This window comes from Gracilibacillus salinarum, from assembly GCF_022919575.1.
GTDB classification, from domain to species: domain Bacteria; phylum Bacillota; class Bacilli; order Bacillales; family Amphibacillaceae; genus Gracilibacillus; species Gracilibacillus salinarum.
On the sequence record NZ_CP095071.1, the window covers coordinates 2,319,120 to 2,335,367 of the forward strand.

13 protein-coding genes are annotated in these 16,248 nt (G+C 37.9%); all 13 read right to left on the reverse strand.

Going from position 1 to position 16,248, the window contains the following annotated elements:
- Window positions 1-285: 285 nt before the first annotated feature.
- The 13 genes from MUN87_RS10700 to araD all read right to left on the reverse strand — a co-directional run bounded on the left by MUN87_RS10700 (window position 286) and on the right by araD (window position 15,864).
- Complete coding sequence (locus MUN87_RS10700) at window positions 286-735, reverse strand: transposase (protein ID WP_244747753.1); 450 nt, start codon at window positions 733-735, stop codon at window positions 286-288.
- A complete protein-coding gene (locus MUN87_RS10705) occupies window positions 732-1,421 on the reverse strand; it encodes an IS110 family transposase (protein WP_244747754.1) in 690 nt (229 codons plus the stop codon). Before MUN87_RS10705 ends, MUN87_RS10700 begins: the two co-directional genes overlap by 4 nt.
- Before the next feature lie 263 nt (window positions 1,422-1,684).
- Complete coding sequence (locus MUN87_RS10710) at window positions 1,685-3,163, reverse strand: alpha-N-arabinofuranosidase (protein WP_244747755.1); 1,479 nt, start codon at window positions 3,161-3,163, stop codon at window positions 1,685-1,687.
- Between the two features lie 26 nt (window positions 3,164-3,189).
- On the reverse strand, window positions 3,190-4,491 hold the full coding sequence (locus tag MUN87_RS10715) for a glycoside hydrolase family 27 protein (protein WP_244747756.1): 1,302 nt from the start codon (window positions 4,489-4,491) through the stop codon (window positions 3,190-3,192).
- 193 nt (window positions 4,492-4,684) lie between these two features.
- Complete coding sequence (arfA, locus tag MUN87_RS10720; protein ID WP_244747757.1) at window positions 4,685-6,205, reverse strand: arabinosylfuranosidase ArfA; 1,521 nt, start codon at window positions 6,203-6,205, stop codon at window positions 4,685-4,687.
- A 355-nt stretch (window positions 6,206-6,560) separates the two neighbouring features.
- The gene (locus tag MUN87_RS10725) at window positions 6,561-7,682 is read right to left on the reverse strand and encodes a GntR family transcriptional regulator (RefSeq protein WP_244747758.1); all 1,122 of its coding nucleotides are present in this window, start codon (window positions 7,680-7,682) and stop codon (window positions 6,561-6,563) included.
- A 527-nt stretch (window positions 7,683-8,209) separates the two neighbouring features.
- The gene (locus MUN87_RS10730) at window positions 8,210-8,638 is read right to left on the reverse strand and encodes a hypothetical protein (RefSeq protein ID WP_244747759.1); all 429 of its coding nucleotides are present in this window, start codon (window positions 8,636-8,638) and stop codon (window positions 8,210-8,212) included.
- A gap of 27 nt (window positions 8,639-8,665) precedes the next feature.
- Complete coding sequence (locus MUN87_RS10735) at window positions 8,666-9,511, reverse strand: carbohydrate ABC transporter permease (RefSeq protein WP_244747760.1); 846 nt, start codon at window positions 9,509-9,511, stop codon at window positions 8,666-8,668.
- A gap of 34 nt (window positions 9,512-9,545) precedes the next feature.
- Window positions 9,546-10,445, reverse strand: a complete 900-nt coding sequence (locus MUN87_RS10740) for a carbohydrate ABC transporter permease (protein ID WP_439649669.1) — start codon at window positions 10,443-10,445, stop codon at window positions 9,546-9,548.
- A 46-nt stretch (window positions 10,446-10,491) separates the two neighbouring features.
- Complete coding sequence (locus MUN87_RS10745) at window positions 10,492-11,754, reverse strand: extracellular solute-binding protein (protein WP_244747762.1); 1,263 nt, start codon at window positions 11,752-11,754, stop codon at window positions 10,492-10,494.
- Between the two features lie 633 nt (window positions 11,755-12,387).
- Window positions 12,388-13,503: a GntR family transcriptional regulator gene (locus MUN87_RS10750; protein ID WP_244747763.1), complete on the reverse strand. Its 1,116-nt coding sequence runs from the start codon at window positions 13,501-13,503 to the stop codon at window positions 12,388-12,390.
- Between the two features lie 141 nt (window positions 13,504-13,644).
- Window positions 13,645-15,129 carry an L-arabinose isomerase gene (araA, locus tag MUN87_RS10755; RefSeq protein ID WP_244747764.1) on the reverse strand — a complete coding sequence of 495 codons (1,485 nt, stop codon included), beginning with the start codon at window positions 15,127-15,129 and terminating at the stop codon, window positions 13,645-13,647.
- A 33-nt stretch (window positions 15,130-15,162) separates the two neighbouring features.
- The gene (gene araD / locus MUN87_RS10760) at window positions 15,163-15,864 is read right to left on the reverse strand and encodes an L-ribulose-5-phosphate 4-epimerase (protein ID WP_244747765.1); all 702 of its coding nucleotides are present in this window, start codon (window positions 15,862-15,864) and stop codon (window positions 15,163-15,165) included.
- Between the last annotated feature and the right edge of the window lie 384 nt (window positions 15,865-16,248).

Consider the following 16,248-nt stretch of genomic DNA (forward strand, 5'->3'; position numbering starts at 1 on the left):
ATTCACCCTTCCTTTTCAGTTATAAAGGAGGTGAACACACGGCATGAAGGCAAAAATTCTCTGCTCCGATTGGCATACTGATATCCGTGGGTTCTCACATTTTATCTTTCCGTTTCAGGATCTGTCACGAACTCCTGGCGTGCGTTCACTATTAAAACATAGCTAGCACAAGTCTACGTCGTGCGTTATCCTTTACGGTTTTTATCTTTGCCTTCAAGCCCTATATTCATTTCCTTTTATTACAGATCACTTCTTCCTTTTATTCGCGCATGCCTACTTTAATGATTACGTAAATTCATTAGTTGGTTCGTTGGCAATTGCCCATATGAAACCTGCCAACTCTCTCCCAATAGCTGTGATAACTTTACCACTTTCTTTTCCTCGTTGCATTAGTCGGAAATACTTCTTATGCAAGCGTTGTTGGGCATTCCACGAAATAGTTGTAACATTAGCTGGTTGTCCTTTTTGTCTCTTTGCCAACTCTCCTTTCACGGCAGGTGAATAACGATAACTCCATGCAGCCTCAATCAAAAGCCTTCGAACATGTCTATTTCCTGTTCTCGTTATATTACCTTGCTTCCGTATATACCCGCTGGAACTTTCCATCGGCACCAAACCTGTGTAGGCCATAAATTGGCTGGCTTTTTGAAAGCGTTCAAATGAACCGACTTCTGCCACTAAACTAGTTGCGGTGATTAAGGCTACACCTCGAAGTGACATAAGTTTTTGAATCATGGGGCATGTACACCATTTTCGGCTTCTTCTTTAATAATCTTTTCTAATCGCTTTAATCGTTGTTGAGATTCCCTAAGTTGTTGCACATATTCTTGGAATATGCTCCTTGATGTTAATCGTTTAAATGTTAAGGTGTGAAGCCATTCCCAATATCTCACACTCCATTTTCTGACTCCTTCCGGTTCTTTTCTTCCATTTCTAAGAAGAAAATGGTTCACTCTATGTTTGGCTCTTTTTTCATCTTCCTTCACATCTTCACGTCCCCGAACTAAATCACGTAAAGCCTCATCATCTTCCGTGGGGACAAAAATCGGTGTTAATTCCCCTGCGCGATAAAGGGTTGCCAGATTTAAAGCATCTCGCTTATCGGTCTTCACCTTATCACCAGGTTTCTGAGGGATTAAGGATGGCGCAATAACTTCGCAAGGGATATCCAAATGTGTAAGTAATCGATAGAGTCCATACCCAACAGCTCCGGCCTCATAACAAACTTGAAGCTCTGCGGATTCTCCTAATTTCTTCATTATCTTATCAATGGCTCCTACCGTATAGTCAATCATCCCAATATACCTTGGTTTAGAACGCCCTTCATCCGCAACGGCTACTGCAATTTTCTCTTTCGATACGTCTAATCCTACATATTTTGTGTTATACTCCCGCGGGACAGGCAGGCGCTGAAGATCCACTTTGTGAAGTGCCCTTCTTCACAAAGTTAGCTTCAGCCGTGCCCCGCAGGACGCGAAGTGGTTGGACGGAGCGGTATTCTATCACATAAAAAATCTCAATATGGATACTTGGCTAGTAATGCTTAGTTGACATAATCCATATTACAGGAACCTATCTTCCTATTCTGCATGATTACTTCTACGACTGTACTTATATACTTTCTTTGCTTATAATAAAAAAAGCTGGCAAGTATTCACACTTACCAGCTTTTCTATTAGTCTTATTATTTAATTGTTAAGCTCAATACAGATTTCGATGGTAATGTGAGAGTAAGTTCATTACCTGTTACTTGGAATTGGTCAAATTGTACCGGCTTCACGTTGTCTGGTTGTTCGAATGTATTGTGCGCGTCCATTTCATCTGCAGTGATGATACGTCCTGACACGTTCTCGAAATCCAGACCACGTAAATCAGTAGATAGATCTACCGCTTCAGCTTTATCCAGGTTACAAAGTGTAATCGTTACAACACCATCTTTTGCTTTAGATGCAGATGCTGATACTTGAGGGATTTCTTTATCTCCTACTTTAATCGATCCACTCTCGATACTTAAATCTAAACGCTCTGCATCCTGGTGCGCTTTATACATTTCAAATACATGATACGTTGGCGTTAGAATCATTTTTTCTTTATCCGTTAAAATCATCGATTGGATAACATTAATTGTTTGCGCAATATTCGCCATTTGAACTCGATCATTATGGTCGTTAAAGATATTTAAGGAAACACCAGCTACAAGCGCATCACGAATCGTATTCTGCTGATAAAGGAATCCTGGATTTGTACCTGGCTCTACATCATACCACGCACCCCACTCATCAATAATCATCGCGATACGTTTTTCAGGATCATATTTATCCATTATCGTACTATGCTTTTCAATTAACTCTTCAATATGCACGGTTTTCTCCATTGTAATATCCCATACATCTTCTGCGAATCCAGTTGCTGGCCCTTTATTCCAGAAACCACCTGGATGCACATAATAGTGTAAGCTCAGGCCGTCCATGAAAGGTGCTGCTTCTCTCATTAATACTTCTGTCCAGTTATAGTCATCTACATTAGCACCACCAGCAATACGGAAAATCTTATTATCTCCATAGTCTCTTACGTATGTTTGGAAACGACGATAAAGATCTGCATAATACTGTGGACGCATATTTCCACCGCAACCCCAGTTCTCATTACCAACACCAAAATATTTAAGTGCCCATGGCTCTTCTTTACCATGCTCACGACGCCAGTTAGCCATCGGTGATTCACCGTCGAACGTCATATATTCTACCCATTCAGACATTTCTTGAACTGTTCCGCTACCAACATTCCCGTTAATGTACGGTTCTGTTTCTAGTAATTCACACAACTGATAGAATTCATGCGTACCAAAGTGATTATTCTCGATGACGCCACCCCAGTGCGTATTTACCATACGTTTACGATTCTCTCTTGGGCCAACACCATCTTTCCAGTGGTATTCATCTGCGAAACATCCACCTGGCCAACGCAATATTGGAATGTTAATGTTCTTTAGTGCCTCCACTACATCATTTCTGATTCCATTTGTATTCGGTATATCAGAATCTTCTCCTACCCAAAAACCTTCATAAATACATCTTCCTAAGTGTTCAGCAAAATGACCATAAATATTTTTGTTAATTTTCCCTTTACCTACATCTGCATTTACTACTATTTTTCTTGTCATCTTTTCACCTCATTTAAAATTTAAGATTATCCTGATAGTTTCACAGTTTCCAGCTTAATAAATTTAGCTGCATGCGGGTTTAATTCATAACCTATTGTACCCTGTTGCGATACTTCGTCTTTCCTTTTCCACAAATCGCGAATTATTACCTCTTCTGTCTGATTGTTCAACTCCGCTAAATTAACCTCAACTAATTGTGATTGATCTGACAAATTAAACAACGCGACGTACATGGAGCCGTCTAATCCATTGGAACTCCAGACTACCCGATCCTGATCACGGTAAACCTGACGTGCGCCGAACCCTGTTTGATGTACCTCCAGCACTTCTGGATTTGTTAAGAGAGCATACGTCCATTCGTCATTATCACGTAATTCCCCACCAAACATGAGTGGCGAGCGGAAGATCGACCAAAGGGTCATCATGGTAACTTGTTCATCTTTCGTAAAACGAGTATAGCGATCCGATCCACCACCATCCACTGAACGAATTCCGATATGTCCTAGTGGCAGCATATCCGCATCGGGCCAAAATCCCGGTCCGATATTTTTACTCCATTTATAGCAGCGTTCGAACATGTCATAAAGTAATTCCCAAATATCCCAAAAGTCATCTGTCATCCGCCACATATTAGCATTCTCTTCTAACAAACTTGCACGTTCTAACGGTGCAGGTCCTGGTGATAAGCTTAACACCATTGGTCTGCCACACTTATCAATCGCCTTGCGAATCATTTCTATTTCTTCTGCATGTGTACCATACAATTTAGAATCAGCAATATCATCGACCTTTATAAAATCAACGCCCCACTCGGCATACAACTGAAAAAGAGAGTCATAATATGCTTGTGCTCCTGTTTTATTATGGTCTATTCCATACATATCTGTATTCCATGGACAAATAGAATTTGGCTTCGCAATATCACGCGCTCTTATTTCAGTACCTAATATTTTTGTATTTTGATGAACCGCTTGTCTCGGAATACCACGCATGATATGTATACCGAATTTCAATCCTAACTGGTGGACATACTCCGCCAATGGCTTAAAGCCTTGATTATTTTTAGAGGAAGGGAATCGATTCTCGGCAGGAATTAATCGTGAATATTCATCCATTTCCAATGGGATGAATGGGCGATATGCTGATGAAACAGCTCCAGACTCTGACCATTGAATATCTACAACAATGTATTCCCAGCCATAATCCTTCAGGTGCTTGGCCATATAGTCAGCATTTCCTTTCACTTCTTCCTCGCGAACCGTTGCCCCATAACAATCCCAGCTGTTCCATCCCATTGGCGGTGTTAATGCATATTGATGGTGTTTCATAATCAGAAGTTCACCCTTCTTTCATTGTCTATTTATAAAACCCGACATTCGCTTCGTCTATTAGCGAGCACCTTACTTCCCCTTCTACTCGGAACACTCTCCATTACACTACGCAGAATCAACATTTTATTGCTTTCTTACCCTATAAAGAAGGAGAAGCTCACAATCTACTTCTCCTATCCTGTTAACTATTTTATGAATGTTTCTTTTGCAGTCGGATCATATTCCAAGAGAACTTAGGGAAAATACCTGTTAATTTTCCGTTATCAAGATATGATTCGCCATTATTATGTGGTTTAACATTTTCCTGACCTGCTAGATTCACTGCTTTTGCATCTTCGTTCTCTAACACGATATGTTCGATCACTTCATATCCTTCAAATGCACGAACGTCTATATCAACTTCTAGTGTTTTTTCTAAGTGGCGGTTTGTTGCAAAAATAACCAGTTCTTCTTTTTCTTCATTGTATACGACAGAAGGGTCCAAGTATGGTACGTCTGTAAAGTCCTTACTGTCGTATTTCGGAGAACTTACTACTGGGTTAAGCGCCACTCCGCGTCCATAAACAGAAGTATAATAATATGGATAGAAGATCGTTTGTTTCCATGCTGCACCGCCATTTTCCGTCATAATAGGTGCAATTACGTTAACAAGCTGTGCCATACAAGCAATCTTCACACGATCGGAATGGCGAAGCATTGTATTTAGCATACTGCCTACCAGCAATGCATCTTCGAAAGTATAGACATCTTCCAATTGTGGTGGTGCAATCGTCCACGGCTCGATTTCTTTATCTTGTTCATTTGAATGGAACCAAACATTCCATTCGTCGAAACTTAAGAACATTTTCTTCTTACTTCGTTTCTTCGCTTTGATATAATCACACGTTGCAATGACTGTTTGAATGAAATTTTCCATATCCATTGATTTTGCCAGGAAATTAGCTGTATCACCACTACGGTTTCCATAATATTGGTGAAGCGAGATAAAATCTGCTACTTCATACGTATGTTCAAGCGTCTCTGCTTCCCAGCTAGGGAATGTTGGCATGTTAGAATTAGAACTTCCGCAGCTTACCAGTTCAATCTCCGGATCTACCAGTCGCATTGCTTTCCCTGTTTCATATGCCAAACGACCATATTCCTGAGCCGTCTTCTGACCGACTTGCCATGGACCATCCATTTCATTACCTAAACACCATGTTTTAATATTGTGAGGGTTTTCATAACCATGTGACTTACGAAGATCACTCCAATATGTACCACCTGAGTGATTACAATATTCAAGCAAGTTTCTAGCAGCATCAATTCCTCTTGTTCCTAGGTTGACAGCCATCATCACGTCCGTATTGGCTGCTTTTGCCCAATCAACGAACTCATTGGTACCTACCTGATTTGTTTCTGTTACTCGCCATGCCAATTCCAAACGACTGGGACGATCGCCTTTTGGACCAACTCCATCTTCCCAATTATATGCGGAAACCATATTACCGCCTGGGTATCTGACGATTGGCACTTGCAACTCTTTGACAAGCTCCAGAACATCTTGGCGGAAACCATGCTCATCAGCAGTTGGATGTTCCGGTTCATAGATCCCTCCATAAACAGCTCGACCTAAATGCTCTATAAAAGAACCATAGACCCGTGGATCAATTTCTGCTATCTGAAATTCTTTGTCTACAACCATTTTTGCTTTTACTGTTTCATTTGCCATTGATATCATCCTTTCATTTATAACATTGATAATTACCAACAATAAGTGAACCGCTTACAACAATAGCATTTTCATTAACTTGATCGTACGATTTCTCCTTTTTTATAAGAAATTAGTTAATTGTACGTATATTAAGATTATGAAATTACGTTCTATTTGTCAAGGCTTACATTGTTAAATTATCATGACTTAACTGCAACATTCAAAAAACTAGAAAACCACTTCATCTTTTAGCATATGTCACATCAATTCGTACACTTGGCACACGCTAAAGCGAGCTTCTTCATTGTTAGCATTTTTTATTTTTTCTAACTTACAAAAAAAGATCCGTACATATTGATATCACACCTACGATTTAGGAGATATCTGCTCCTTTTTTTACCGAAACTGTAGATTGTCGTACTTTTAATGCTGGTTCATATAAAATAGATAAATCTTGGTTATGGTATTGACTCTTTTTCTCTATCATACTTATCATCGCTTTTGCTGCATCTATTCCCATCTGACTTTTCGGATGAACAATAGAAGTCAGTTTCACTTCGGAAATCTCAGCAAGCATCGAATCATCATAACCAACAAATGACATATGCTCAGGAATTGCAATATTATCTTCTCTTAACATATCCATTAATCGCAAAACAAGCTGATCGTTATAGCACACAATTGCTGTTGGTGCATTGTTTTTTGCATCCATTATCATCTTTAGGGCATCAAATGGTTTACTATTCATATTTTCTGTGTGATAGGAAATAATGTTCTTCGGATTGATAGCTACCTGCAATTCCCGATGCGCTCGAATATACCCTTTTAAGCGCTTGCGACCTTGTGCATCATCCGTTTTGTACATACAAGCAATATCAGAATGTCCAAGTTCTAACAGATGTTTGGTCTGTAAATAACCACCTCGTACGTCGTCCAGCATAAATGAAACAGGCTCCAACTCATCGTAATCAGCATTAATCATCACATACGGTATTAGCTCTTTTTCCATCATCAAATAATATCGTAAATTAGGATTGGCTGATGCACTATTGGTTGGTTCAAGAATTACCCCGTCATAATTGCCGTTTATTATTTTTTCCAATACTCTTTGTTCCTGGTCATGCTTATTGTTAGTATTAAATATGCTGACATGGTAACCTTTTTCACTTAAAAAAGACTCTGCCCCCCGAATAATTGAAGGAAATATATACTCTGAAATATACGTTGTTATAATTGCAATGTTCTTCGCTGGCAGTTCATATGTAGACCTTTTCTGAATAGAAGATCGATCAGCACAAAAAGTACCCGCTCCTTGCTCACGATAAAGCCAACCTTCATTCACTAACTCCCCTAAGGCAAGACGAACAGTATGACGGCTAACTTTAAACTTTTCCATCAGGACTGTTTCAGAGCTGATTTTTTCATGTGGTATAATCAAGCCTTCGAGAATTTTTGATTTAATCGATTGTTTGATTTTTTTATATTTCGCTTCCATCCATTTAACCCCCTTCATCACCTTCCGATCGTCCCCTCTACCGAAAAACGATATACATTTTATGCCATTTATCTCAAGTTGTTGATAACGTTTACAAATCATTAACAAGTTAATAAATTCATTTATGAAATGGTACGTACTATTAGTATAACAAAAAACCTGATATTTACAATACTGCCATTCTGTATTCGATTACGGATTATATCGCAATCCATTTAACTTACACCTGCAACTACGCCGTGTTTTATCACGGCGCTAACCGTCCGTAATACCGCCACTCAAGACTCGGGAGATAAACGAGAAGCTGAGTGGGGGTTAATCGGACGATAACTTCCTGTCTCATGGTACAATGAAAAGCTATTACTTGTATGTTTATCAGTAATAGCTTTTCATTATAATATATAACATACTATTGAATTCCTCATTACTAAGTGAAGGATAACTATCAACTTCGTGTTTTCTTATCCTCTTCGCTATACCATTGCTCTTTTGTCATTTTCTGTAGGGATCGCATTTTTATACATCACCTAATTATTTACTGCACTCCTTAATTGCTTATTCGATAGTTTGATAGCTTTATTTCTAGCTAAATAGAATATAAAAGCAAACATGTATATAACAAATCCTATTATATCCATTGAACCTAGCTGGACAACCGTCCATATTCCTATCCAAGTAAGTAACCCTTTTTGTATCTCGTTATCTTTAAGCCTAATTGCTAAATAGTAATTAACTATAGCACCAATCAATGTAAATAAACCAAACAAGAAAATAATACTAGAGATGTTATTTATCATTTGTGACCCTGCAATCATCGTATCCATTTCTGCATTTTCCAGTTGCTTACTGCCTTCTCTGCTAAACCATGTATTATAACTGAATATCGTTAACATAGCTGTAATCACATTCCAAGTGGCACCAATGAATAATAAAATTCTTTCTAATCTTCGTTTCATTTACTTACCTCATTTTCTTTCATATTTTTAGCCTTTAATACCAGAATTTAAATTGATACCGGAAACAAAGTGTTTTTGAGCGAAGAAGAACAACAATAATGTAGGGATAATCGCTAACATCGCTGATCCCATTAGTTGTCCAATCATTCTATAGTTACCATAGACATCTTGAAGTAACAATAAACCAGCTGTTACAGGCATTTTATCTACATCCGTATACACAATTACCGGCCAGAGGAAGTCGTTCCAAGAACCTGTAAAAGAGAACAGGGCACATACGATTAACACTGGCTTTATCAGTGGCATAATGATGCGCGAAAAAATCATAAAATCACTTGCGCCATCTACTCTTGCGGATTCATCTAATTCCATTGGTATACCTTTCATGAACTGTCTCACCAGGAATATATTCCCCATCCCTGCCAGACCAGGAACTATCATCGCCCAAGGTGTATTAACCCATCCTAATATATCGATAATTTTGTATGAAGGAATAAGGTTAACAACATTTGGGAAGAAAGAAATTCCTAGTAATGTAAAGAACAATAAATCTCTTCCTTTAAATTTCATTCTCGAATACCCATAGCCAGTTAGTGAAATCACTACTATAACCAGGAAGGTATGCAATGTTGCGATAAAAACCGAATTCCAAAGCCATTGAAGAATAGGTGCTGTGGAAGTATTCTCCAATATTGCGACATAATTCTCGACAATCCAGTTAACCGGTAACAATCTAAATCCTTCATTCACTATTTCTGTTTGTGATCGAAAAGATGTCACAATACCAAAAATGACCGGGATAGTCCATATCGCACTAATAATAATTAAAAACAAATATGCTAAGTATTTAGAAAACTTTATTTTCTTCAACATGTTTTCACCCCTATTAATGAAATCTCCATTACACTTACGTCGTGGCATTCTTATTCATAATATAATATTGAATCGCTGAGATGATCAGAATAACAATACCTAACAACACGGCCATAGCAGACGCAATCCCTGCTATTGATTCACCATGACTAAAAGCTAAATTTCTAATATACATCATCAAAACCGTAGTTCCTTCTCTTGGTCCACCATCCGTCATCATTAGCGGCTGAGCAAAGACATTAAACGCACCAGCTGTTGTCATAACCATCGTATAAATTAAAGGGAATTTAATAGATGGCAAAGTGACATTCCAAAATTTCCGGATCGGGCCAGCACCATCAATTTCTGCCGATTCATATAAATCTTTTGACACACCGTTAATACCAGCACGATAAATAATCATATTACCACCAATACCAGCCCAAACTGTAATTACTATGATAATGATCCAAGCATACGGCTGATTTGCTTGCCATACAACATCTGAATCGAATAAATTGTTCACGACACCTAATTGTTTATTGAAGATCAAAGACCAAATTAGTGCTGCTGCCGAGATCGACACTAAACCAGGAATATATAGCAATGTTTGAAATAGACTGGTGAATTTCACATCTTTATGTTCGAGTGACACAGCAATTATTAATGGAATAATAATCATTAAAGGTACGCTTAACAATACAAATATTAGTGTATTTTTCATCCCATTAAAGAATTGACTGTAAAATGTAGAATCCGTATCGGTTAAAATGGTTTTATAGTTATCTAACCCTACCCACTGAGGATCTCCTATCAAATTCCAATTTGTAAATGAAGCGTAAATACCATAAATAGATGGTATTAGAATAAAAACGACAAATAAGATGATATGTGGTCCAACAAAAAGGAGAGGAGCAATCACTTTATTTTTATTCACTGTTTTGACCTCCTTCATGGAAAAGTAATGTGCCAAACAAGAGCTGGCACATTACTTTCATTTTTTATTCTTCTGCAGCTTCTTCCGTTTCTGCATTCTCGATATCTAATGAACCTTCTTCCACTTTATCTTCTACGAATTTCTGCATCTCTTCTAATCCTTGGTCAATATCCATTTCACCATGAACAAGATCTGCTACATAGTTATCCATTGCTTCTGCAATATATGGATAATGCTCATACGTATAAATGTATAGAGATTCTTTTTCCTCTTCCGTAGATGTAAAGAACGACTGCATATATTGCTCATAATCTGGGCTTTCAATTACGTCAACACTAGCTACAATCTGTCCTGCTTCTGCCCATTCAATAGAGTGTTGTCGAACATATTCCAAAAAGTCTGCGATACCTTGTTCTTTTTCATCCGTTCTTTCTTCATTTTTCAGCATAGAGAATAAGTGAGAAGAAGAGCGATTATGGAAGACAGTTGGCTCAAATGAATAGATATTGGTGACACCAAAATTCAAACCTTCAACTTGAGCGTGTCCTGTGGAACTCCATGTACCATCTGTTGAAAATAATACATTTCCTGATTGGAACATTAAGTAACCGTCTTCACCGTATGGTGTCATTAAGTCGGCATCAGCCAGTTCTTTAACTGCTTCAATTGACTGTCGCATTTCTTCTGTATTTACTGCGGGCTCACCATTTTCTTGAATATCTCCACCAAGATTTTGGATTTGAGCTAATAATACCCAGCTTAGAAGAGCATCATTCAGAACATAATCCCCTTCTTCTAGTTCACCTTGCAGAGATAACATTTCATCAAACGTTACTACATTGTCATCTAACCAATTTTCCACTCCATATTTTGCTAGTAGATCTTTATTGTAGTACATGGCACTACCGTGAATATCTAGTGGAATCGTATATTGTGTATCGTCAATATTCCCAGCATTCCAAGCTTCTGACAGGTAATTTTCCTGGTTTAGATCTGGTTGCGCTTCCATTACTGAACTCATTGGCTCTAATAAATCTTGACTAACAAAACTAGGAACACGATCAGCGTGTATAATTGATAAATCTGGAACACCATTACCTGAATTTAAAACCGTATACATTTTTGTGTACATATCTGAAGTAACGACATGCTTCACTTTAAATTCTGGTTCTGTTGCATTATAGTCCTCAACCAATTGATCCATGTATGCGCCATCATCACCTGTTAAAGGGGTCCAGAATTCTATTGTATTAGGATCATCCCCTCCACAAGCTGATAGAAAAATAGCCATCATAGAAATTAACAAAAAAGTTAATGTTTTTTTCATAATTAATCCTCCGTTAATTTAAAATAATACTCCCCTACATTTAATTATCACAAGAACAAACGCTTACATTAATCGACCTCCTAAGCGTGACAAGCTATTATCACAAATTCATTGTAACTATCCCATATTCCCCATGCCATATTGGTAACCCCCAAAATATGTACGTATGAAATAATTTATTTAAGTATATCTAATCATCAATAAATTTTCAATACTTTTTTATTAATTTAATTTGTTATTATTTGTTTTCCAACAACATTTTAATTAATAACATGTGTTGTCGGATTATTCTAATAACTTGTAGTGAGAAAAATGAAGAATACACTCTTTCTTCTCTAACTTAGATATGTATAATACAAATAATCCACTGGAACTAAATAACAAAACAATATATAACTACCTATAATATGGATTATGTCATGCAGCAGCTTAGTGTTCATTTTGAAAAATTATGTGTGGTATGATACTACTCCACTTTTTGCCCAATATGATTAATGGTGTGACTGTACTTATATGTTCGATTTACTCATTTTGCTCATTAAAAAAACTGCAGTATCCTTGCTCACTACAGTTTTCAGCTTTTATTCTATTTAGTTGTCGTTCTTATTAGATAGTCCAATTTAAAATAGCAACCTAATTTTTTATCGCAGTTGTCGAACTCCGGATGATTAGCTCTGGATCGAATCGTATAAGATCTTTTTCCATATGCTTCTCTTTACTTGTAGGACGTTCTTGTTTAACCATATCTAATATCACTTTGGCTGCCAGCTCTCCCATTTCACTTTGCGGATGAGCCACTGTTGTCAGTTTCACTTCTGTTACTTCCGCCATAAAAGAATCATCAAACCCGACAATGGAGAGATCTTCAGGTACTTTCAATTGAGCTTCTCGAATTACATCCAGTAGTTTGATAGCTAATTCATCGTTATAGCAGACAATTGCTGTCGGTCGTTTTTCTTTCGGCTGCTCTAACATTTTTCGCAATGTTTCTGCCGGTTTGCTGTTTTTTTCTTCTGTGTTGTACGTAACAATATTATTAGGCATAATATCGATTTGATGTTTCCGATGCGCCTTTAAATATCCTTTCATCCGTTTTGAACCTTGGATATCATCATTCTTAAAGAATCCTACAATATTTCGGTGTCCAAGTTCCAGTAAATGTTCAGCTTGTACAAATCCACCCTTTTCATCATCCATTACAATACGAAATGGTTCCAATTCATCATAGAATGCATTAATCATTAAGTATGGAATATTTTGTCTTTCCAAATTTAAATAATAATTGATATTCGGGTTGGTAATCGCACTTCTGGTTGGTTCAATAATGACACCATCAAAGTGCTGGGTCAGAATTTTTTCCAAGAATTTTCGTTCATTATCATGGTCATTATTTGTACTGAACAAGCTGACTTGATAGCCTTGTTCGCTTAAATGAGATTCAGCGCCTCTAATAATAGAAGGAAAGATATAATCCGATATATACGTCGTGATGATTGCTATATTTTTTTGTGGAATAGTTGCCGCTATGTCCTCTTTCGAACGATCTGCACAAAAAGTACCCGCACCTTGTTCACGATAAAGCCAGCCTTGATTGACGAGATCACCAATTGCTAGACGAACAGTATGTCTGCTGACGCCGAACTGCTTCATTAATTCACTTTCTGAACTGATTTTTTCATGTGGTTGAAAGGTACCGTCTAATATTTTTGATTTGATTGCTTGTTTCACAATACTGTACTTTGTTTGCATCTCATTTACACCCCAATAATCCTACAAATTCATACTATTCATCATTTTCCCTTATTCAAGCATATAGGATTCATCGCAACTGTCAAGGTTTGGTCCTTAATAAGAAGGCAGAGGCCTTGAATAAGGCCTCTGCTAATCAACTTAACGGTAAATTGCTTCATTCCATTTTAATTCATTTCGGAATTGACGTAATTTCGTGTCCTCATCGATAACAACACATTCGATTTTTGCCATATTGGCGAAATCATATAATTGCTCTGTTGTCACATCAAAAGAGAAAACTGTATGGTGTGCACCACCTGCATAAATCCAAGCTTCTGTCGCTTCACTTAAAGATGGCTGTGGTTTCCACAACACTTTTGCTACTGGCAGATTTGGCGTTTCGATTTTTGGCTGTTCTGCTTTCACTTCATTGATGACAAGACGATAGCGTCCACCCATTTCTACAAGTGATGCATTGACAGCATCGCCACCGCGGCCATCAAATACAAGTCTCGCCGGATCTTCTTTTCCACCGATACCTAATGGATTCACGACAATTTTAGGCTTTGTAGCAGTAACAGTTGGACATATTTCCAACATGTGAGAACCTAAAATCATTTCATTACCCGGCTCTAAGTGATACGTATAATCTTCCATGAAAGAAGTTCCCTCATTATCTGAAATGATTTTCATCATACGTAATAATGCAGCGGTTCTCCAGTCACCTTCACCAGCAAAACCATAACCTTCTGCCATCAAACGTTGTGCGGCAAGTCCTGGTAATTGCTTCATTCCATGAAGATCTTCGAAGTTTGTTGTAAATGCTGAATAATTCCCTTTTTCTAAGAAAGATTTTAACCCTAGCTCAATTTTACCTTGGTATAAAATGGAGTCACGAACTGGTCCTGGCTCACTAGCTTCTGCAGGAAGTTCATAAAGTTCTTGATACTCTTTATATAAAGCATCCAATTGTGCATCCGTTACTTTATCCATCTCTTCAACAAGGTCACCAATACCATAATAGTCAACAACCCAGCCAAATTTAATTTGTGCTTCTACTTTATCTCCATCCGTAACAGCAACATTACGCATGTTATCTCCGAAGCGTGCTACGCGAATATTACTGCCTTCTGATACAGCAACAGCTGTCTTCATCCAGTCAGACACTTTGCCTGTTACTTCTGGATTTTCCCAATGTCCAACGACTACTTTACGGGAAACATCCATTCTAGTTCCAATAAAACCGTATTCACGATCACCATGTGCCGCTTGGTTTGTGTTCATGAAATCCATGTCAATGCTTTCCCATGGAATATCCCGGTTAAACTGCGTGTGTAAATGTAATAACGGTTTTTGCAGTGATTTCAGACCAGCAATCCACATTTTTGCCGGAGAGAATGTGTGCATCCAAGTAATCACACCTGCACAGCCTTCATCAGAATTTGCTTGTTGAAATAGACGATGAATATCCGTCGAAGTTGTTAATACTTCTTTAAATTCTACCTGGTAAGGTAAGTCGCCTTTTTCATTTAACCCAGCAACGATTTTCTTTGAATTATCTGCTACTTCCTGTATTGTTTCTTCACCATATAAATGTTGACTTCCTGTTACAAACCAAAATGTGTACGGACGTACTTTTAACATATAGTTTCCTCCTCATATTTACACCTTTTTTACTTATTTTTTATCTTGACCATAGTAAGCATTGGCACCATGTTTTCTTAAATAGTGCTTGTCTAGCAGAAACGAATCCATGTCTTCTGTGTTAGGATTGATTTGATAAGTGTGTAGTGCCATTTTTGCCACTTCTTCCAGTACAACGGCATTATGAATTGCTTCGTGTGGGTCTTTACCCCAGTTAAATGGTGCATGACTGTGGACCAGCACTCCCGGCACTTGCAATGGATCAATATCTTGATCTTGAAAAGCTTCGACAATTACATTGCCTGTTTCCCATTCATATTCACCCTGTACTTCTTCCTTTGTCATTCTTCTTGTACATGGAATGGTGCCATAGAAATAATCAGCCTGAGTAGTACCAAGGGCAGGAATCCCTTTACCGGCCTGAGCCCAGCTTGTAGCCCAAGGGGAATGTGTATGCACAATTCCGCCAATACCAGGGAATTTCTTATATAACAATCGGTGTGTTGGTGTATCTGAAGATGGCTTCAGATCACCTTCAACAATATTTCCATCTAAATCTAAGACAACGAGGTCTTCTGGTTTTAACTCTTCGTATGGTACACCACTAGGCTTAATAACCATTAATCCTGACTCTTTGTCGAAACCGCTTACATTGCCCCAAGTAAAGGTTACTAATCCATACTTCGGTAAATCGCGATTTGCTTCCACTACTTGCTCTTTCAATGATTCAAGCATGCTTTGCTAACACCCTTTCGCTATTCATCTCTTTCTTGTACGTATGTGTAAAACGAATTACTTTCATAATAATACAATTCGTACGTACATTCAATAATAAAATCCTATTTTTATAAAATTTCCTACAAAAGCATCAATTGGGCGGATGTGTTACCGCTCCTGCCAACCACTTCACTTCCTCTGAAAGTCTACGTGGTTGGCTGCACAATGGTCTGATTCTACAACTTGTAAAAGGTACCTTTTTGTGTCCGTTACCTGATTAAACCCACATAACCCCATCATATTTCCGGAGCTTTATTACTTATGTAAAACCCTATCATTAATGTGCATTTTTTAGTAGCGTGATTTAGGACATGGATATTATTGAAATAAAACTAGACGCCT

What these genes read in the sequence shown, in the direction of transcription:
- MUN87_RS10700 (WP_244747753.1), bottom strand. Translation starts at nt 735, where the DNA reads ATGATTCAAAAACTTATGTCACTTCGAGGTGTAGCCTTAATCACCGCA.
- MUN87_RS10710 (WP_244747755.1), bottom strand. Translation starts at nt 3,163, where the DNA reads ATGACAAGAAAAATAGTAGTAAATGCAGATGTAGGTAAAGGGAAAATT.
- MUN87_RS10715 (WP_244747756.1), bottom strand. Translation starts at nt 4,491, where the DNA reads ATGAAACACCATCAATATGCATTAACACCGCCAATGGGATGGAACAGC.
- arfA (WP_244747757.1), bottom strand. Translation starts at nt 6,205, where the DNA reads ATGGCAAATGAAACAGTAAAAGCAAAAATGGTTGTAGACAAAGAATTT.
- MUN87_RS10725 (WP_244747758.1), bottom strand. Translation starts at nt 7,682, where the DNA reads ATGGAAGCGAAATATAAAAAAATCAAACAATCGATTAAATCAAAAATT.
- MUN87_RS10730 (WP_244747759.1), bottom strand. Translation starts at nt 8,638, where the DNA reads ATGAAACGAAGATTAGAAAGAATTTTATTATTCATTGGTGCCACTTGG.
- MUN87_RS10735 (WP_244747760.1), bottom strand. Translation starts at nt 9,511, where the DNA reads ATGTTGAAGAAAATAAAGTTTTCTAAATACTTAGCATATTTGTTTTTA.
- MUN87_RS10740 (WP_439649669.1), bottom strand. Translation starts at nt 10,445, where the DNA reads ATGAAGGAGGTCAAAACAGTGAATAAAAATAAAGTGATTGCTCCTCTC.
- MUN87_RS10745 (WP_244747762.1), bottom strand. Translation starts at nt 11,754, where the DNA reads ATGAAAAAAACATTAACTTTTTTGTTAATTTCTATGATGGCTATTTTT.
- MUN87_RS10750 (WP_244747763.1), bottom strand. Translation starts at nt 13,503, where the DNA reads ATGCAAACAAAGTACAGTATTGTGAAACAAGCAATCAAATCAAAAATA.
- araA (WP_244747764.1), bottom strand. Translation starts at nt 15,129, where the DNA reads ATGTTAAAAGTACGTCCGTACACATTTTGGTTTGTAACAGGAAGTCAA.
- araD (WP_244747765.1), bottom strand. Translation starts at nt 15,864, where the DNA reads ATGCTTGAATCATTGAAAGAGCAAGTAGTGGAAGCAAATCGCGATTTA.